This window comes from Phocaeicola faecalis (assembly GCF_021730445.1).
Classification (GTDB): Bacteria; Bacteroidota; Bacteroidia; order Bacteroidales; family Bacteroidaceae; genus Phocaeicola; species Phocaeicola faecalis.
In genome coordinates this window covers 61,907-78,716 of record NZ_JADNRM010000017.1, presented here as the reverse complement: position 1 = coordinate 78,716, position 16,810 = coordinate 61,907, and the positions used below count along the sequence as shown (strand labels likewise).

Sequence of the window (16,810 nt, the reverse complement as noted above, 5' to 3'; positions counted from 1 at the left end):
TGATATATCTTTTATTGAAATATGCAAGAAATACTTTTGAAATGATATGCCCATTCTTTCTACATGTTTTCAACCGTTATCAACAGGGTTATGTGAATTAGTTATTATCTTTGCAATACATATTAATAGCATATACACAAAGATGAGAAAATTGAAAATAACGGAGCTTAACCGTCTTACAGTAGATGAATTTAAACAGGCAAATAAGTTACCGTTGGTAGTGATATTGGATGAAGTGCGCAGTTTGCATAATATAGGTTCTGTATTCCGCACGTCGGATGCTTTTCTTGTAGAGCGTATTTATTTATGTGGCATTACCGCCACTCCTCCCCATCCTGAGATGCACAAAACGGCATTAGGGGCCGAAGATACCGTTGACTGGAAGTATGTGAAGCATACATTGGAAGCAGTAGAAGAACTTCATAATGAAGGATATACGGTATTGGCTATCGAGCAAGTGGAAGGAAGTACCATGCTTGACGAGCTTGAACTGGAGCCGGATAAAAAGTATGCCATTGTGATGGGAAATGAAGTGAAAGGTGTTCAACAAGAAGTGGTGAATGCTTGTGACGGTTGCATTGAGATTCCTCAGTACGGCACAAAACATTCGCTGAATGTATCCGTAACTACAGGCATTGTGCTTTGGGAGTTTGCAAATAAATTGATTAAGTTTAGAAAAGAGTAACTATAAAAGAATGAGGAACTAACCGGATTTATATTTGTCCGTTTTCCACCAATAATACCACCCGTTCCGTCAGTTTATCTTCCGCCTCGGGATGATATTCTTTTTTCAGACTTGCGCCGAATAATGCGGCAAAAGTCTGATAAAACCCTGCTTTAAAGGGACCCATGAAAGCTTTTACCAATTCATAGGAAGAAGAGTCGGTTTCACGGTTTACCAACTTTATCAACAGTTTGCCCTGTGCAAAAGTTAATTTCTTCATGACGGGAGTATATTGTTCTTTCAGTCCTTTTTCAACGAGTTTCAGATGTTTCTCTCTGGCTTTTTTGTCGGGGAGCGTTTCCAGATACTCGTAGGTTTCGATAATGGCACGGTTGATGGCACGAGCCAAAGGCAAAGTCTTCTTTACATTCCTTACCAGGCGGTAATATTCCCGTCTTTCTTTTTCATTTTTAAATTTTAATGGCTTGAATACGTATACATTGGGCAGCCGTAATGAAGGAATGGTATCTCCTTTGTATACACATACAGGTACCATATATCCGTTTATAGTAGTCGTCGATTGCTGGGAATAGGCAGCAATGGCTATAAAGGAAAGAAATAAAGCTATATAGAGTTTCCTTTTCATTGTCTATGCAAAAGTAGTAAGAAATGCGGTTACTCTTGCTTTGAATAAAACTATTTAACTTAAAACACACCAATAAATTACAAAATGAACAGATTGTTGAAATCTATGTTAATTGCTTGTATTACAATAGCCTTATCGGTGAATAACCTATCAGCACAAGAAGTTTGGGAAGAATTGGCCGAGCAATTAATTGGTGAAGAGGAAGGAGAAGTCTTTCAGTGGGAGAATAATTTTGAAGAATTGTCAGAGTTAAAAGAAAATCCTATCAATATCAATACGGCAACAAAAGAGCAATTGGAGAAGTTTCCTTTTCTGTCTGATCGGATAGTCGAAAATATCTTGTATTATCTTTATAAGAACGGACCGATGCTCAGTGAGAATGAATTGTGGATGATTGAAGATATTAACAGACAGACTATTCGTTGTTTACAACCGTTTATCTACTTTGAACAGCCTGAAAAAGAGGAATATAAGCCTACTTTAAAACAGGTGTTGAAATATGGAAAACAAGAGTTATCAACACGTGTGGATATTCCTTTTTATATTAAATCAGGTTATAAATTCCATACTAAAGAAGAATTGAAGAAGAACCCGAACAAACAATACTTAGGGTATGGTTATTATCACAGTTTGAGATATAGTTTTCACTATCGGGACAAAATATACTTGGGACTTACGGCAGAGAAGGATGCCGGTGAACCTTTCTTTGCCGGGCAGAACCAAAAGGGATATGATTTTTATTCACCTTACCTGTTAATTCGTAACATTGGAAAAATCAAGGCATTAGCTATCGGTAATTATCGTTTAAGCTATGGTTATGGACTGGTTATGAACACTGATTTCGGCATGGGGAAAACAGCTACACTTTCTACATTGGGAAATAAAAGCCGCGGTATTCGCAAACATTCTTCTGCTGACGAATACAATTACTTTCAGGGAATGGCAATTAGTTATAAATTGTCGAAAAGGTGGACGGCAGATGCTTTTTATTCTTATCGAAAGATGGATGGAATTGTGAATAACCGGTTTATAACTTCGCTGAAAAAGGATGGATACCATCGTTTATATAGAGAATTTGAAAAGAAGAATATGGTAACTAATCAATTGATTGGTAGTAATTTAAATTATAATGGGAAGTATTGTGAATTGGGATTAACAACGGTTTATAATGTTTTCAACAAGCCGTTAAATCCTGACTTAAAACCTTATAACAGATTCTATCCTCGTGGCAAAGACTTTTATAATGTGGGAGGAAACTATAAAATCTTTTGGAAACGATTCTCTCTTTTAGGCGAAACTGCCATTGATAAAAACGGTGCTGTTGCCACTATGAATATGTTGAGTTATTCACCGAATGGAGGAACACAGTTAATAGTTATGAACAGATATTATGATGCGAAATATCAAAGCATTTATGGCCGTTCTATAGGAGAGGGCAGTGGTGTGCAAAATGAAAGCGGATTTTATATTGGATTGGAAACTAAATTATTACGATATGTAAGGATGACTTGTTATGGAGACTTTTTTTATTTTCCATGGAAGAAGTATTTGGTTAGCGAACCGGGAACCAAAGGTTTTGACGGATTGGTTCAGCTAAGTTATTCACCTACTTATCAACTGGAAATGTTCATAAGATATCGCTATAAAAACAAGAAAAAGGATTTCACAGCAGAGGATAAAATCAGGCAAACAATTCCTTATATACAACAGAAATGCCGTTATCAGTTGAATTATGCACTGAAGGATAAACTGCTGTTGAAAACAATAGCGGATTATGCCCGGATAAACTATAGGGGGCAGTCGGCTTCCAACGGATTTCTGTTTTCACAAAGTGCCGGTTATAAATTCACCTCCATTCCTTTGCAGTTTGACGTAAGTGGTTCTTGGTTTAACACAGATGATTATGAATCACGGTTGACGATTTATGAAAAGAATGTGCTTTATGCTTTTTCTATGCCTTCATTCTATTATGAAGGTACACGATGGGCGGTAAATGCCCGCTATGAACTGAATAAACACATCATGATTCAGGCAAAGTATGGGATGACGCATTATTTAAATCGGGATGTTATCGGTTCGGCTTTGGAGGCAATTGACGGAAGTACGAAAAGTGACCTTTATTTGCAGTTGAGGCTTAAGTTCTGAAAAACATTATGTATTTTTGCACTGTTATCAACAGAAACAACAACTATGTCAACAGTCATTTATCCTTCTCCTATATTCGGTCCGGTGCATAGCCGTCGTTTGGGAGTTTCTTTGGGAATCAATCTTCTTCCCGAAGACGGTAAGCTTTGTTCTTTCGATTGTATTTATTGCGAGTGCGGTTTTAATAAAGACCATCGTCCGAAGAAGAAATTACCTACCCGTGAACAGGTTCGTGAAGCTTTGGAAGCTCGTTTGCTTGATATGCGGCAAAACGGTCCCCAACCGGATGTCCTGACTTTTGCCGGCAATGGTGAACCTACTGCCCATCCTGAGTTTGCCGGAATTATAGACGATACATTGTCATTGCGTGATAAATACTTTCCGCAGGCGAAGGTAAGCGTGTTGACCAACTCCACTTTCATTCATAAACCGGATGTTTTTGATGCACTGAACAAGATAGATAATAATATCATGAAGCTGGACACGGTGAATGCTGATTATATCAAAGAAGTGGATCGTCCGGTAGGACATTATGATGTGCAGAAAATCATAGAAGGGATGAAAGCGTTCAAAGGCAATCTGATTATTCAAACCATGTTTCTGAAAGGTACATACCAAGGACAGGATGTGAATAATACGACAGACAACTATGTATTGCCTTGGCTGGACACAGTAAAAGAGATAGCTCCCCGCCAAGTGATGATTTATACTATTGACCGCGAAACACCCGATCATGATTTGGAAAAAGCGACCCACGAGGAGCTGGACAGAATTGCAGAATTGATAAAGGCAGCAGGCATTCCGGTGTCGGTTTCGTATTGAAACTGAAACCGGAATATGTATAAACCCGATTATATGCTATGGAAAGAGTTATAAATGCAATAAATAAGATATTCAAAATAGATGAGATAACTCTTCATGAACTCATTTCCAGATTACAGCCTCTTGCTTTATCAAAAAGAACCATTCTGATAGCACCCGACAAGAGAGATGACAATGTCTACTTCATAGAGAAGGGAATCGCTCGTTCTTATATTCTGATGGATGGGAGAGAGGTAACCTCTTGGTTTAGCAAAGAAGGTGACCTTACTTTTTCCACTAATAGTTTTTATGGTAAAACAGAGGGCTATGAGAATGAGATGGTTCAAGTGCTCGAAGATTCTATTTTATATTTTATTCCTATCGCAGAACTTGAAGCCTTATGTTTGAAATATGCTGATATAGCAAACTGGTTGCGCATCTTACATCAAAAAGCTTTTGTGGAAATGGAAAGAAGGCTTATTTATCGTTTGTATATGTCGGCAGAGGAACGTTATAATGATTTCCTCATTAAAAATCCTGATATGTTTCAGCGTGTCAATCTGGGTTATATCGCTTCTTATTTAGGTATGTCTCATGTAACTTTATGCGCTTTAAGAAAGTAAATAGGCATTTCTTTAAGTAGTTAAAAAAGTTTGGATGGCTTATTTTGTACTTTTGCCGGTAAATATATAAAATAAGAAATATGTTACAAGCTAGTCCATCCAATCAACCCCATAGAATAGTATGGGTTGATGTACTTCGTTTTCTCGCCATATTTATGGTAATATGTATTCATTGTGCCGATCCTTTTAATGTTTCTCCCGAAGCTCGTTCTAATCCGGAGTTTAATTTTTGGGGTTCTATTTATGGCTCCTTTCTTCGTCCCTGCGTCCCCTTGTTTGTTATGATTACGGGATTGTTACTTTTGCCGGTTAATATGCCCATCCAAAGTTTCTATAAAAAGCGGTTGTTGCGTATTGCCGTTCCTTTTTTAGTATGGTCTGTTTTATACAATCTTTTTCCTTGGATAACAGGTGTGTTGGGATTATCATCTGCTGTGATAGCTGATGTTTTTGCTTATGCATCGCCCGATGCTTCTCAATCTTTTGGTGATGCGATGACAAATATTGCATTGATTCCTTTTAAATTCAATGTCTACACAGTACCGATGTGGTATCTTTATATGCTTATAGGTCTGTATCTCTATATGCCGTTCTTCTCCGCTTGGATGGAGAAGGCAAATCTTTCACAGAAAAAAATATTCCTTGGCATTTGGGGAATAACATTGTTCCTGCCTTACGCCTACGCTTTCTTTTCGCAAGAACTCTTCGGGCTTTGCGCCTGGAACTCATTTGGCACTTTTTATTATTTTGCCGGTTTTAACGGTTACCTACTGTTGGGCTATTATTTGGCAAAAGATGTAAAAGAGTGGAATTGGGTGAAGACAGTTGGAGTTGCTGTGCCGTTATTTGCCATCGGGTATATTGTGACTTATGTAGGTTTTAAGTCGATAACTGCCAATCCTGATTGCACGGAACAAGAAATGGAGATGTTTTTCTTATATTGCTCTCCTAATGTTGTGTTGATGACTATCGCTGTGTTTCTGATTATCCGTCGGATAAGGTTTACATCTCCCGGTTGGGTGAGTTTATTCTCTAACATCACTAAATGTGGACTTGGTATTTATTTGATTCATTATTTTATGGTCGGTTTTAGTTATGGTATTGCTGATATACTTTCTATTCCTATTTCAGTAAAGATACCTGTTACGGCCATAATAGCCTTTGCCATTTCATGGGGAGTGGTAGCTTTCTTTTATAGGTTTGTACCCAAAGCAGCCAAATGGATTTTCGGCTGATTTTAGAAAATACTCCCATACTGCATTTTGTTTAGGAACATTACGGTATAGGAGTATTTTTTCAGCTTAGCAATAATACAAAGCCCACTCCCCGGATATTCTTCAATTCGATGAGAGGCTCCTCCTTCAGTGATTTCCGCAAATTCGTGATAAAGACATCCAAGCTGCGTGAGGCAAAATAATCATCCTCTGTATTCCAAAAACGACTTAAAATAGCCCTCCTTTCCACTATTTCATTTATGTTTTCGCACAGGAGCTGAAGTATTTGGGCTTCGCGCACCGTCAGAGTTTTGTTTTCTCCGGTTTCATTGTTATGCAGTGTGGCGTGTTTGGCATCCAAGGTGAAGCGTCCCAAAGCATAGTGTTCATTTTCATTGCGTAATTTGACTCCTGCCTTCATTTTCAGGATGGCGTGTATATGTGCGTCCAATTCATCGGGCACAAAGGGCTTTTTCACATAGTTATTAACCCCCAGTTTATATCCTTCTTTCACGTCTTTGGGAGATGTCAATGCAGAAGTAAACAAGATAGGAGTATCCCCGTCTATTTCACGGATACGTTCCACCATTTGATAACCGTTCATCACAGGCATATCGATATCCGAAATAATAATATCCGGATGATATTCTTTCCAAGCTTTCAGTCCTTCTGCACCATTGGTAGCGGTTATCACTTCGTAGCCACCGATAATTTCCTGCAATTCATTCTTTACGATATAGCTGAAAGTGGAATCATCCTCCACTAATAATAGTTTAATCATAGCTTTTTATTATTTTAGGTATTAACAGGCTGAATTCACTGAATTCCCCTTCTATACTGTTAATATATACTCTTCCCTCGTGGGCTTCCATTACCTGATAAACATAGTTCAACCCTAGTCCGAATCCTGAAGGGCCTCCTTTTCGGGTTCGTTTGATGGCCGATGCACGCTCAAACTTCTCGAAAATCTTCTTTTGGTCTTTTTGCGAGATTCCAATACCATTGTCGTATATGTTGATAATGTCATGGTTGGCATCACTTGATGAACTGATGTTTATCTTTACCGATTCTTTGGAATATTTTATGGCATTGTCTATCAGATTACTGATTGCTTCCTTCAGAAACTCTTCGTCGGCATATACCTTTTCTGTTTTTAAGTCTGTAGTAAAATGGATTGTTTTTTCAGTTTTTATGGTAAACTTTTCAATTAAGTCTCCTATCATGGGAGATAATGTAACTTCTTTTTTGTTCATCTCCAGTTTGTGTTGTTCCAGTTTCGCCAGCGTCAGCACTTTGTTAGAAAGAGCCAACAAATGTTCTAGTTCATTTTCCACAATAGTAAAATAATGGTTCTTTATTTCCGGTTTGTCATCCAGCTTTCCGCTATGTAGCCTGCTGGCACACATGATGGCAGAACTGATGGGCGTCTTCATGTCATGAATCATGGCGTAGGAGAAATCTTCTTTCAGACGGGCTATTTTCCTTTCTGTGATGATGATTTTTATTTGATAAAACAATCCGATGAAAGCGGATACTACCATAACCGCTGTAGTCAGCAACAAGATTCCCATGCGTGCAAATATGCTCCAATGTGGATTCACCAATATCATTTGTACAGCTTGTGATAGGTCTGTGCGGATAGGAATTTCTTTAGAGTGAATGGCATTCCATAGACAAAAGTTTCCTTCTTTGCTTTGTTGAAGCACTTCTCCGGTCTTCGGATTGATAAGGTTCAATATGAAATCGCTGCTTATTTTATGCTCTAAGAGCAGAGTGGAAGCGATGGAATCCACGTCTTCTATAGAGATATAATAACCTAGGTTATAGAGTCCTTCTTCTAAATAAGTGATTTCGGGGATGCTGTCTTTTGTTTCTTTTTCTTGTTTCCCTTCTATACTAGTTCCTTTAGGAGTTGTATGAAAGCGTTTTAACGCTTCTTCTTCTATTGCCTCATATAGAATTTGGTCTGTTTCTTCACATATATTATCTCTGATAAGAACATAAGTATTGCATAACCATATAAATTGCAGTGCTAATATGGAGGTTAAGCTTATAGCAGTGATTATTTTCAAGTACTTAGTCTTTATCATTTGCCAAATATAGGGACTTATTCTTAAAATCGGATAACATATTATTGGAATGTTTTCTATTATCGTTGCAACATCAAAGTCCCAAATTCTATAGACACACAATTAACATAAAGATAACAATCCGATAACACAGAGTTCGGGAGGAGTGATTTACTTTTGTAATATTAACATAAATACAATTTACCAACTAATTAAAAACTTATAGGTATGCATTTTTTCTCTGTTTATTCATTATTTGTGTCTATAGGGAGTTTGTTCGTTTTCTGCTTCCCAGAAGAAGCTTATGGTGTTGGTGTAAAATCAATGCAGAGTTTCCCCAACGTCCAGGTTTGTAATACTGAGGCTAGTATTCCGTTTGACTCAGTAATTTGTTTGGATGATAATAATCGTTGGGAGGTTAGTCAATGAAAAAAAGAAAAGCTATAGGATGGGGGCTATGGGTGTTATACGCCTTTTCTTTATTTTTTTCGTTTCATTTTGATTGGGTATCACATTACAGAGATTTCTTTGCTGTCTATTTTTTAGTCGCTTCTTCTGTTGTGTGGTATCTGATTTTTAAGAAGTAAAATAGCGGCTATACATTTCATTAGTCAGATTAAGCGTTTTCATCCTTTAGATTAAGCCCTTCTATAAGTAAGATTACTACAGTCTCCCACAGCGAATCGTACAGTCTGCTGCAATGGACTGTACGGTCTGCTATAATGGACTGTACAGTCCATTGTCGTAGTCTGTAATAATCTTACGTTTAAAAGACCTTGGCTGACAGTAAGAAACAGCTTAGTCTTCCCTTTGTCCGCGGTATTATATAGGGAGATAAAAACAATTGTTTTCTCCGTACGCTCATAAACTAAAAATCACCCTCGCCACAGGCAGCTGTAGCGAGGGTGATTTCGATAAAAGGGAAGTTTTGACACATTCCCGACTTTTAGTTAATGAGAGTTTCGGCACCCTCATTTATCAATAAATAATCTCTTTCAGTCGGGCAGCCCGATTTTATTTCTCTACGATGGCTTTGGCTTTTTCAAGAGCTACATTGATATTGGGACAAATGTTGTCTTCGCCGAGCAAATCATAAAAACCGGCTTTCTCCAATACTTTATGCACCTTTTCGTTTACACCCGAAAGTACGATGTGGATGTTTTCTTTCTTGGACATTTCACAAAGACTGGTGAGGTTGTGAATGCCGGTAGAATCAATGAATGGCACTTTACGCATACGGATGATACGTACTTTAGGGCGGTCGCCCAGTTCAGACATGATTTCTTCGAATTTGGTGGCGATACCGAAGAAATACGGGCCGTTGATTTCGTATACTTCTACACCTGCGGGGACAAGTAAATGTTCTTCGTGCACATTGGCGTCTGTCTCCGTGTTGGGGTCAATCTCATCTTTGATAACCGAAATATCGGTGGTTTCCATAACACGTTTCATAAACAGCACGCAGGCAATCAGCAACCCTACTTCAATAGCGACTGTCAAGTCGAAAATGACTGTCAGGAAGAAAGTAATCAATAACACTGTCACGTCCGATTTCGGATTCTTGAGTAATGCCTTAAAGGTGCGCCAGCCACTCATGTTATAAGATACAATGACTAACACGCCGGCCAGACAAGCCATCGGGATATATTGTGCCAACGGCATCAGGAAGAGCAGGATGAGCAGTAATACGACAGCATGAATAATGCCGGCTACCGGAGATTTACCGCCGTTGTTGATATTGGTCATGGTACGCGCAATGGCACCGGTAGCAGGGATGCCTCCGAAAAGAGGAGCAACGATATTGGCTGCACCTTGGGCTATCAGCTCTGTGTTTGAATCATGACGGTCGCCGATTACACCGTCGGCAACGGCAGCCGAAAGTAATGATTCGATGGCACCCAATACGGCAATTGTTATGGCTACGGGAAACAGGTTCTTGATTGCTTCCCAATTTAATTCGGGTACCACTGCATCGGGAAGTTGTGATTGGATGGTGAATCGGTCGCCAATCGTATCAATGCAGGTAATCCCTCCGTAAGTCTTCATCAGATAGACTGCAATTGTTACTACGATGATGGATATTAACGAACCGGGAATCTTTTTTGAGAATTTAGGAGTGATGGCAATGATGAATACACTGACCACACTGACAATGGCATTCCACCAATTCACTGTATCAAAGTGGCGGAAATAAATCATCCATTTGCCGATAAAGTCTCCGGGGACTTTCTCTCCCCCAAAGTTGAGGCCGAAGATATCAGCTATCTGTGTAGTGAAGATAGTAACGGCAATACCACTGGTAAAGCCGACAATGATGGGATAAGGAATGAATTTGATGACAGCCCCCAGTTTAAACACTCCTAATAGAATAAGGAGTATACCTGCCATCAGGGTTGCCACTGTCAGCCCGCTGATGCCATACTCTTGGATGATGCCGTAAATGATAACGATAAACGCGCCTGTCGGCCCACCGATTTGTACTTTGCTTCCTCCCAATAAAGAAATGATAAAGCCTGCAACAATAGCAGTGATAATACCTTTTTCGGGAGATACTCCTGAAGCAATACCAAATGCAATAGCCAGGGGAAGTGCAACGATACCTACGATAATGCCGGCCATGAGGTCGGCCATGAAGCTCTCTTTCGAATAATCTTTTAATGTAGTGAAGAGCTTTGGTCTGAATTCAAATGCTTTCATTTGTTAACTACTTTATGCTATGATTTTAAACGAATTGCAAAAGTAGATAAAATTAATGTATTATTATATTCAAATTCTTATTTTTGTTATTTATAGGGTGTTTTGTTGATAGTAATGGTGCGTTGGGCGGTGGAATCATTTGTGATGCTGGTTACATCTCCTCTCGTAGTGAAGTAGACATAATTTCCTTTATCGTAAAAACGATATACCTTGCAACCATCATGTTCGAACAGGTAGCTGACGGTGTAAGTGGAGTTATTTTCAGATTCTCCGACCTTTAACGGCACGGATGCGCACGAATTAAATCCTATTATAGACAGGAAGGAAAGGGTGAATAATTTGATGATGGTCTTCATAGTGAAAAATGTTAATGTTGTTGTGAACACAAATATAGGTGTTATTGTTCACTTTATATAAAGTGAATATTTAATTAAGTATAAATTTATAATTGTAATAAATACAATTTTGAAATATAATATATATCTTTGCATCATCAAACAAGGATGATAGAAAGAATAACTAACTAATAAAACTAATAATTATGGCTAAGAGCATTAAAGGTACACAGACAGAGAAACACTTGCTGACTTCATTTGCAGGTGAATCACAAGCTAGAATGCGTTATACTTACTTTGCAAGTGTTGCAAAGAAAGAAGGTTATGAACAAATCGCTGCTATTTTCACTGAAACAGCCGACCAGGAAAAGGAACATGCAAAACGTATGTTTAAGTGGTTGGAAGGTGGTATGGTAGAAATTACTGCCAGCTATCCTGCAGGTATAATCGGCACTACAATGGAAAATTTGAAAGCTGCCGCTGCCGGAGAAAATGAAGAATGGACGACTGATTATCCTCATTTTGCTGATGTAGCCGATGAAGAAGGTTTTCCGGCTATCGCTACTATGTATCGCAGAATTGCTGAAGCAGAAAAGGGTCATGAAGAAAGATACTTGGCTTTGTTGAAGAATGTAGAAGAAGGTACAGTATTCAAAAAGGCAGAAGAGACTGTATGGCAGTGCCGTAACTGTGGTTACATTTATGTAGGTACAGAAGCTCCTGAAGTATGTCCGGCATGTTTGCATCCGCAGGCTTACTTCGAAGTAAAGAAGAACAATTATTAATTGAGATAGAATTATCCGTTTACGGTGGGAGATGTGTCAAAACTCTCCTTTTATCGAAGGGGTTGTGTCAAAACGTGGATAATGCCGTCGTTTCGTTCGTAGGGGCGAGGTTCGCTCGCCCGAAAACAGTTTACTTTGTGTCTTCGGGCAGGCAAATCCTGCCCCTACAGCTGACGATGGGATAGACCGGTTTAGTTTTGACACACTTTCGTCTTATTTCAGGAGATTTCCCGGTAAAGTCAGTTTGTTTTCTTTCTGGCTTCGGAAGATAACCATGGTTTGCGGTTGCTTTAAATCTGCTGCCTGAACTGCTTTCTGCAAGTCGTCCAAGTTGTTCACGGATTTTCCGCCCAACTCCAAAATCACATCGTTGGGGCGGATATAGTCACGCAGCACACCACCCAGTGCATTGACCGAAATGACATACACACCGCGTTCCGTATCCATACCGGTAGCAGAACGTTCGCCCAAGGTATCCAAATTTTTGATTCGCAGTCCTTTCCATTCGATAGTGGCATGTGCTTTTCCTTCTTCCATGAAAATGGGTTTGGGAAATGCGGGAGTCTTGGCCAGTGCTTTCAGTCGGGGTGAGACAACTCCGAATCTATCCATGTCAAAGTTGCGGAAGCCACAACGGAAAATGGCATCCGAACGGTTGTCAATTCGATAATCTCCCCGGTCGGGGTTAAGGAAGGCGGGAGTGCATACAATGGAGTGTGCATCGGTATTCAGCTGGCGGGCTTTTTGGTAGGCAGTGCTGTCGGTGAAGATATTATAATCCACTTCCAGCCCCCAGTGGCGGACTTGAATCGGTCGGTAGGAAGACATCACAATATTACGGGTGAACACATCGCCGCTGTTCTTGAACCATACGTGAGGATGGAAAGAGTTATTAATCATGATATTGTTTTCTACCACCCGATAGAAGCCTTCGCGCAGTTTGATGCCTCCGTTCAGGCACAGATTGTTATAAATGTGGTAATTGCTGGAGCCGTCGTCCAAGTCAATGTCCCAACCTCTGTCGCAGCGAAAACGATTATACCGCAATACGATGGGCGAAGTGACGTCTGCCAGAATCAGTGAGGGTTCGGCATTTACCAACGAATCCATTACTTGGCGGTGAGGATGCCAGAAACGGTCACGTCCCCAAGAATTGAAGGAACCATGGTCACCGGTTTCTTTTACAGTGTCAAACACATCGTTGAATTCGATGATATGCCCGCCCCAAGTTCCTTCGCTGACGTTGATACCGGCACGCGGAGTATCATAGATGCTGTTGTGGCTGACAGTGATGTGCTGGCACATGGATAGCTCCACTCCCGTAATCTGTTTCTCGAACAGGCCGATAGAATGAATCAGGTTGTCATATACCAGGCAATGAGCCGGATAGTTATTTCCTATAGGACCGGGCGTACGATTCAGTTTCTCGGCCGATACAGACTCATTGTATTCAAAACTTGGAGAGCGGACAGCATTCGGGTCGCCTACAAAGCAAACGGCACTGGCTCCGATACGGGTGAAATGAGAACCCGATACGGTGGAGCGGCGGTTATAACAGGAGAAGAAGACTGCGTTTCCTCCCAAATTATGAAGATAGCAATCTTTCAGCGAACAGTCTTCCGTCCCCTCAAACACTACGGCGCCTCCCCGATAGACCATCCAGTCGGAGCGGAGCAACGGTTCGTACTTATCCATAAAAGTACGCAATGTTTGTGTCAGTTCGATTCCCTGTATCGTGATGTGAGTGACCGGCTGTTGTTCCGAGCCGCGGAATTCAATCAGATGCTTGAGTATGGGAGTCTCGAAAACGGCTGTTTCCACGTTCTCGTCCGGCATGGGATAATAATATAAGGTAGAAGATTCCGCCTGATAGAACCATTCGCCCGGAGCATCCAGCTCTTCGAATATATTTTCTACCATCCGGTTCTTGGCGTGCAGTCCTGATTGGCGGTTGTTCTGCCACCCGCCTTCCAACATCAGTTTTCCGGCTTTGTCTTTACCGGTGATGCGGTAGTGGAAATCCCCCCAGTCGCTTATGTGCATGGCATGGAGGTATCCTCCTTCGGGATGTTTCCAGCTTTTTACCCGCCGGGGAGCGGTGGCATCGGCTGAGGTACCGTTGAAACGCACTGCTGTGGAGTCGAAATTGGGATAACGTGCCATGTGGCGGATGTTTCCGTTACTCAACAGCATATCCGGATGATGTATTTCTTCTTGGAGAACTGCTGTCAGGATACCTTTTTTATAAGGTTTCCATGCAGGATGCAACACTTTTCCGCCGGACAATGTTACCTGTTCGTTTCGGAAGGCACGTATGGATAATGGTTTCTCTTTTCCACCGTCTTCGGGAGTGAAGATTATAGGACGCTCCAATCGATAGATACCTTTACGCAAATAGATGGTTGTTTCGCCCTGAGCTTTTCGAGCTTTCAATTGTGCCCGCTCAATGGTTCGGAAAGGTTTTTGGAGGCTTCCGTCGTGACTGTCATTCCCATCGGGAGCCACATAATATTGATTCTGTGCCCACAGGAACAATACTTGTACCAGTAGGCATAGAGTCAAAATACTTTTTTTCATTCTATTATTTCTTTTCTGCTTCGGCATGCGGATAATCAATCGTGTAGTGCAGGCCGCGGCTTTCTTTGCGTTCCATTGCCTGACGCGTAATCAGGTAACCAATGTTAATCATGTTGCGCAATTCACACAGTTCGCGTGATGCCTTGCAGCGCTTAAACAGTCGTTCGGTTTCTTCATATAGAATGTCCAAACGGTTCCAGGCACGAATCAGGCGAGTATTACTGCGCACGATACCCACATAGGCTTCCATAATCTGGTTCACTTCCTTCATGCTCTGTGTAATCAGCACACGTTCTTCATTATTCATCGTGCCGTCATCGTTCCATTCGGGAATGTCCTCATTGTAATCATAACGGTCGAGTACACTCAAGGCATGTTTGGCCGCAGCATCGGCGTAGACCACTGCTTCAATCAGTGAGTTGGATGCCAGACGGTTGCCGCCGTGCAGTCCCGTACAGGAACATTCGCCGATGGCGTACAAGCGGTTGATACTGGACTGTCCGTCCAAATCCACCTTAATGCCTCCGCACAGATAGTGAGCAGCCGGTGCAACAGGAATGTAGTCTTTGGTAATATCGATACCCAGACTGAGACATTTCTTATAAATATTGGGAAAATGCTTCTTTGTTTCTTCCGGGTTTTTGTGGGTGACATCCAGATAAACATGGTCTTCACCGCGTTGTTTCATTTCGCTGTCGATGGCACGTGCCACGATGTCGCGCGGAGCAAGCGACAGACGCGGATCATATTTCTGCATAAATTCCTCACCGCTTTGGTTTTTCAACACGGCACCGTAACCGCGCATAGCCTCAGTGATGAGGAAGCTGGGACGGTCGCCCGGATGAAAGAGGGCAGTGGGATGGAACTGAATGAACTCCATATCTTTCACTGCGCCTTTGGCACGATATACCATGGCGATACCGTCGCCGGTGGCTACCAGCGGATTGGTGGTATTGCGGTAAACGGCTTCACAACCTCCAGTAGCCATAATAGTCACTTTTGACAGGAAAGTATCCACTTCTCCGGTGCTTTCGTTCAGCACATACGCACCAAAACATTTAATGCCCGGAGTGTGGCGGGTCACAATGATGCCCAAATGATGCTGGGTAATGATTTCAACTGCATAATGGTCAGTGAAAACCGTAATATTGGGGTGGGCTTTTACAGTCTCGATGAGGCTTGTCTGTATCTCTGCGCCGGTATTGTCTTTGTGGTGCAGGATACGGAATTCGGAATGTCCTCCTTCTTTATGTAAGTCAAACTCTCCGTTTTCTTTTTTATCAAACTCTACTCCCCATTTTATCAACTCTTGAATCTGCGATGGAGCTTCGCGCACAACTTTTTCCACGGCTGCACGGTCACTAATCCAGTCACCGGCAATCATTGTATCTTCAATGTGCTTTTCGAAATTGTCTACTTTCAGGTTGGTAACAGATGAGATACCTCCCTGAGCAAAATAGGTATTGGCTTCTTCCAGCCCGGCTTTACAAATGAGGGCAACCTTGCCTTTGTGAGCCACTTTCAGTGCGAAACTCATTCCGGCAATTCCGGAGCCGATCACAAGGAAATCGAATTTTCTAACCATGATAATGTGATTTATGGTTGCAAAGGTAAAGAAAACCTCTTTTCATTGTACATTTTAATGCTGTTATTTACTGCCTTTTTTGAAAGATATGATATTTAGTTGGTTGTTTTATGGTCGCGGGAATCTTGTTCCATGATTGTGGGGATGGAATAAAAACAATCAAGTCTTTTAAAATAATTGAGAACAAATGATTAACTTGCGCCAAAATTTTAAATTATGATGAATCGAACTTTCCATGTGAAGATTTCAGGGACAACTCATTTGTTTCTTATTCTGTTTACTTTGATTATGCTGGTTGCCTTTTGGTACAAAGGGGCGGCATTGATAGGGCTGTTTTTCGCTATGATTGTCATTATCAATATAGAGCGTATCATCCATTCTACCTATACATTGACGGCAGACGGAAACTTGGTGATTTATAACGGACGTTTCCAAAAGGAGAAGACCATTCCGCTTTCACGGATTACAGATGTAGAATTGAAGCGTCTCTTCGGGTTGAAACATCTGAGATTTACCCGATATGTATTGGTGCATTATGACAATGACAAGGTTATAGACCTGCTGCCGGAGAAGCCTGAAGAATTTATGAATGCATTGGTCAGGCGGTTGGAACATAAAGAAGAGGGCGAAGATACTTTCTGAAGAAAATATGTAGCGGGAAACCGGTTA

Annotated in this window: 14 protein-coding genes; 7 read left to right on the top strand and 7 right to left on the bottom strand. The window is 41.0% G+C overall.

Translation table 11 applies throughout. The features are described from left to right. The first annotated feature begins 142 nt into the window (after nt 1-142). Nucleotides 143-685 carry an RNA methyltransferase gene (locus IR173_RS14540; RefSeq protein ID WP_237040268.1) on the top strand — a complete coding sequence of 181 codons (543 nt, stop codon included), beginning with the start codon at nt 143-145 and terminating at the stop codon, nt 683-685. Nucleotides 686-713: 28 nt separating this feature from the next. Here the strand turns inward: IR173_RS14540 and IR173_RS14535 are convergent, their stop codons facing one another. Next, the gene (locus tag IR173_RS14535) at nt 714-1,220 is read right to left on the bottom strand and encodes a DUF4294 domain-containing protein (protein WP_005945093.1); all 507 of its coding nucleotides are present in this window, start codon (nt 1,218-1,220) and stop codon (nt 714-716) included. 162 nt (nt 1,221-1,382) lie between these two features. Here IR173_RS14535 and IR173_RS14530 point away from each other — a divergent pair, with 162 nt between their 5' ends. The 4 genes from IR173_RS14530 (at nt 1,383) to IR173_RS14515 (ending at nt 6,114) form a co-directional block, all read left to right on the top strand. Beyond that, a complete protein-coding gene (locus tag IR173_RS14530) occupies nt 1,383-3,455 on the top strand; it encodes a helix-hairpin-helix domain-containing protein (RefSeq protein ID WP_237040287.1) in 2,073 nt (690 codons plus the stop codon). Between the two features lie 45 nt (nt 3,456-3,500). Further along, entirely contained in the window at nt 3,501-4,277 is a 777-nt protein-coding gene (locus IR173_RS14525) for a radical SAM protein (RefSeq protein ID WP_237040267.1), read from the top strand. 38 nt (nt 4,278-4,315) lie between these two features. Next, complete coding sequence (locus IR173_RS14520; protein ID WP_237040266.1) at nt 4,316-4,879, top strand: Crp/Fnr family transcriptional regulator; 564 nt, start codon at nt 4,316-4,318, stop codon at nt 4,877-4,879. 80 nt (nt 4,880-4,959) lie between these two features. Next, a complete protein-coding gene (locus IR173_RS14515) occupies nt 4,960-6,114 on the top strand; it encodes an acyltransferase (protein ID WP_237040265.1) in 1,155 nt (384 codons plus the stop codon). 61 nt (nt 6,115-6,175) lie between these two features. Here IR173_RS14515 and IR173_RS14510 read toward each other — a convergent pair whose 3' ends face one another. The 4 genes from IR173_RS14510 to IR173_RS14495 all read right to left on the bottom strand — a co-directional run bounded on the left by IR173_RS14510 (nt 6,176) and on the right by IR173_RS14495 (nt 11,215). Next, nucleotides 6,176-6,874, bottom strand: a complete 699-nt coding sequence (locus IR173_RS14510; RefSeq protein ID WP_237040264.1) for a response regulator transcription factor — start codon at nt 6,872-6,874, stop codon at nt 6,176-6,178. Continuing rightward, entirely contained in the window at nt 6,867-8,183 is a 1,317-nt protein-coding gene (locus IR173_RS14505) for a sensor histidine kinase (protein WP_237040263.1), read from the bottom strand. Before IR173_RS14505 ends, IR173_RS14510 begins: the two co-directional genes overlap by 8 nt. A 993-nt stretch (nt 8,184-9,176) precedes the next feature. Beyond that, nucleotides 9,177-10,859 (bottom strand): SulP family inorganic anion transporter, encoded by a 1,683-nt coding sequence (locus tag IR173_RS14500; protein ID WP_237040262.1) that lies wholly within the window; start codon nt 10,857-10,859, stop codon nt 9,177-9,179. A gap of 86 nt (nt 10,860-10,945) precedes the next feature. Further along, nucleotides 10,946-11,215 (bottom strand): DUF4884 domain-containing protein, encoded by a 270-nt coding sequence (locus IR173_RS14495; protein ID WP_237040261.1) that lies wholly within the window; start codon nt 11,213-11,215, stop codon nt 10,946-10,948. 185 nt (nt 11,216-11,400) lie between these two features. Here IR173_RS14495 and rbr point away from each other — a divergent pair, with 185 nt between their 5' ends. Further along, nucleotides 11,401-11,979, top strand: coding sequence for a rubrerythrin (gene rbr, locus IR173_RS14490; protein WP_237040260.1), 579 nt, complete (start codon nt 11,401-11,403; stop codon nt 11,977-11,979). Nucleotides 11,980-12,192: 213 nt separating this feature from the next. Here the strand turns inward: rbr and IR173_RS14485 are convergent, their stop codons facing one another. After that, entirely contained in the window at nt 12,193-14,556 is a 2,364-nt protein-coding gene (locus IR173_RS14485; protein WP_237040259.1) for a PDZ domain-containing protein, read from the bottom strand. Between the two features lie 4 nt (nt 14,557-14,560). Beyond that, on the bottom strand, nt 14,561-16,141 hold the full coding sequence (gene nadB / locus IR173_RS14480) for an L-aspartate oxidase (protein ID WP_237040258.1): 1,581 nt from the start codon (nt 16,139-16,141) through the stop codon (nt 14,561-14,563). A gap of 219 nt (nt 16,142-16,360) precedes the next feature. Here nadB and IR173_RS14475 point away from each other — a divergent pair, with 219 nt between their 5' ends. Then, complete coding sequence (locus tag IR173_RS14475) at nt 16,361-16,783, top strand: PH domain-containing protein (RefSeq protein WP_237040286.1); 423 nt, start codon at nt 16,361-16,363, stop codon at nt 16,781-16,783. Nucleotides 16,784-16,810: the final 27 nt, after the last annotated feature.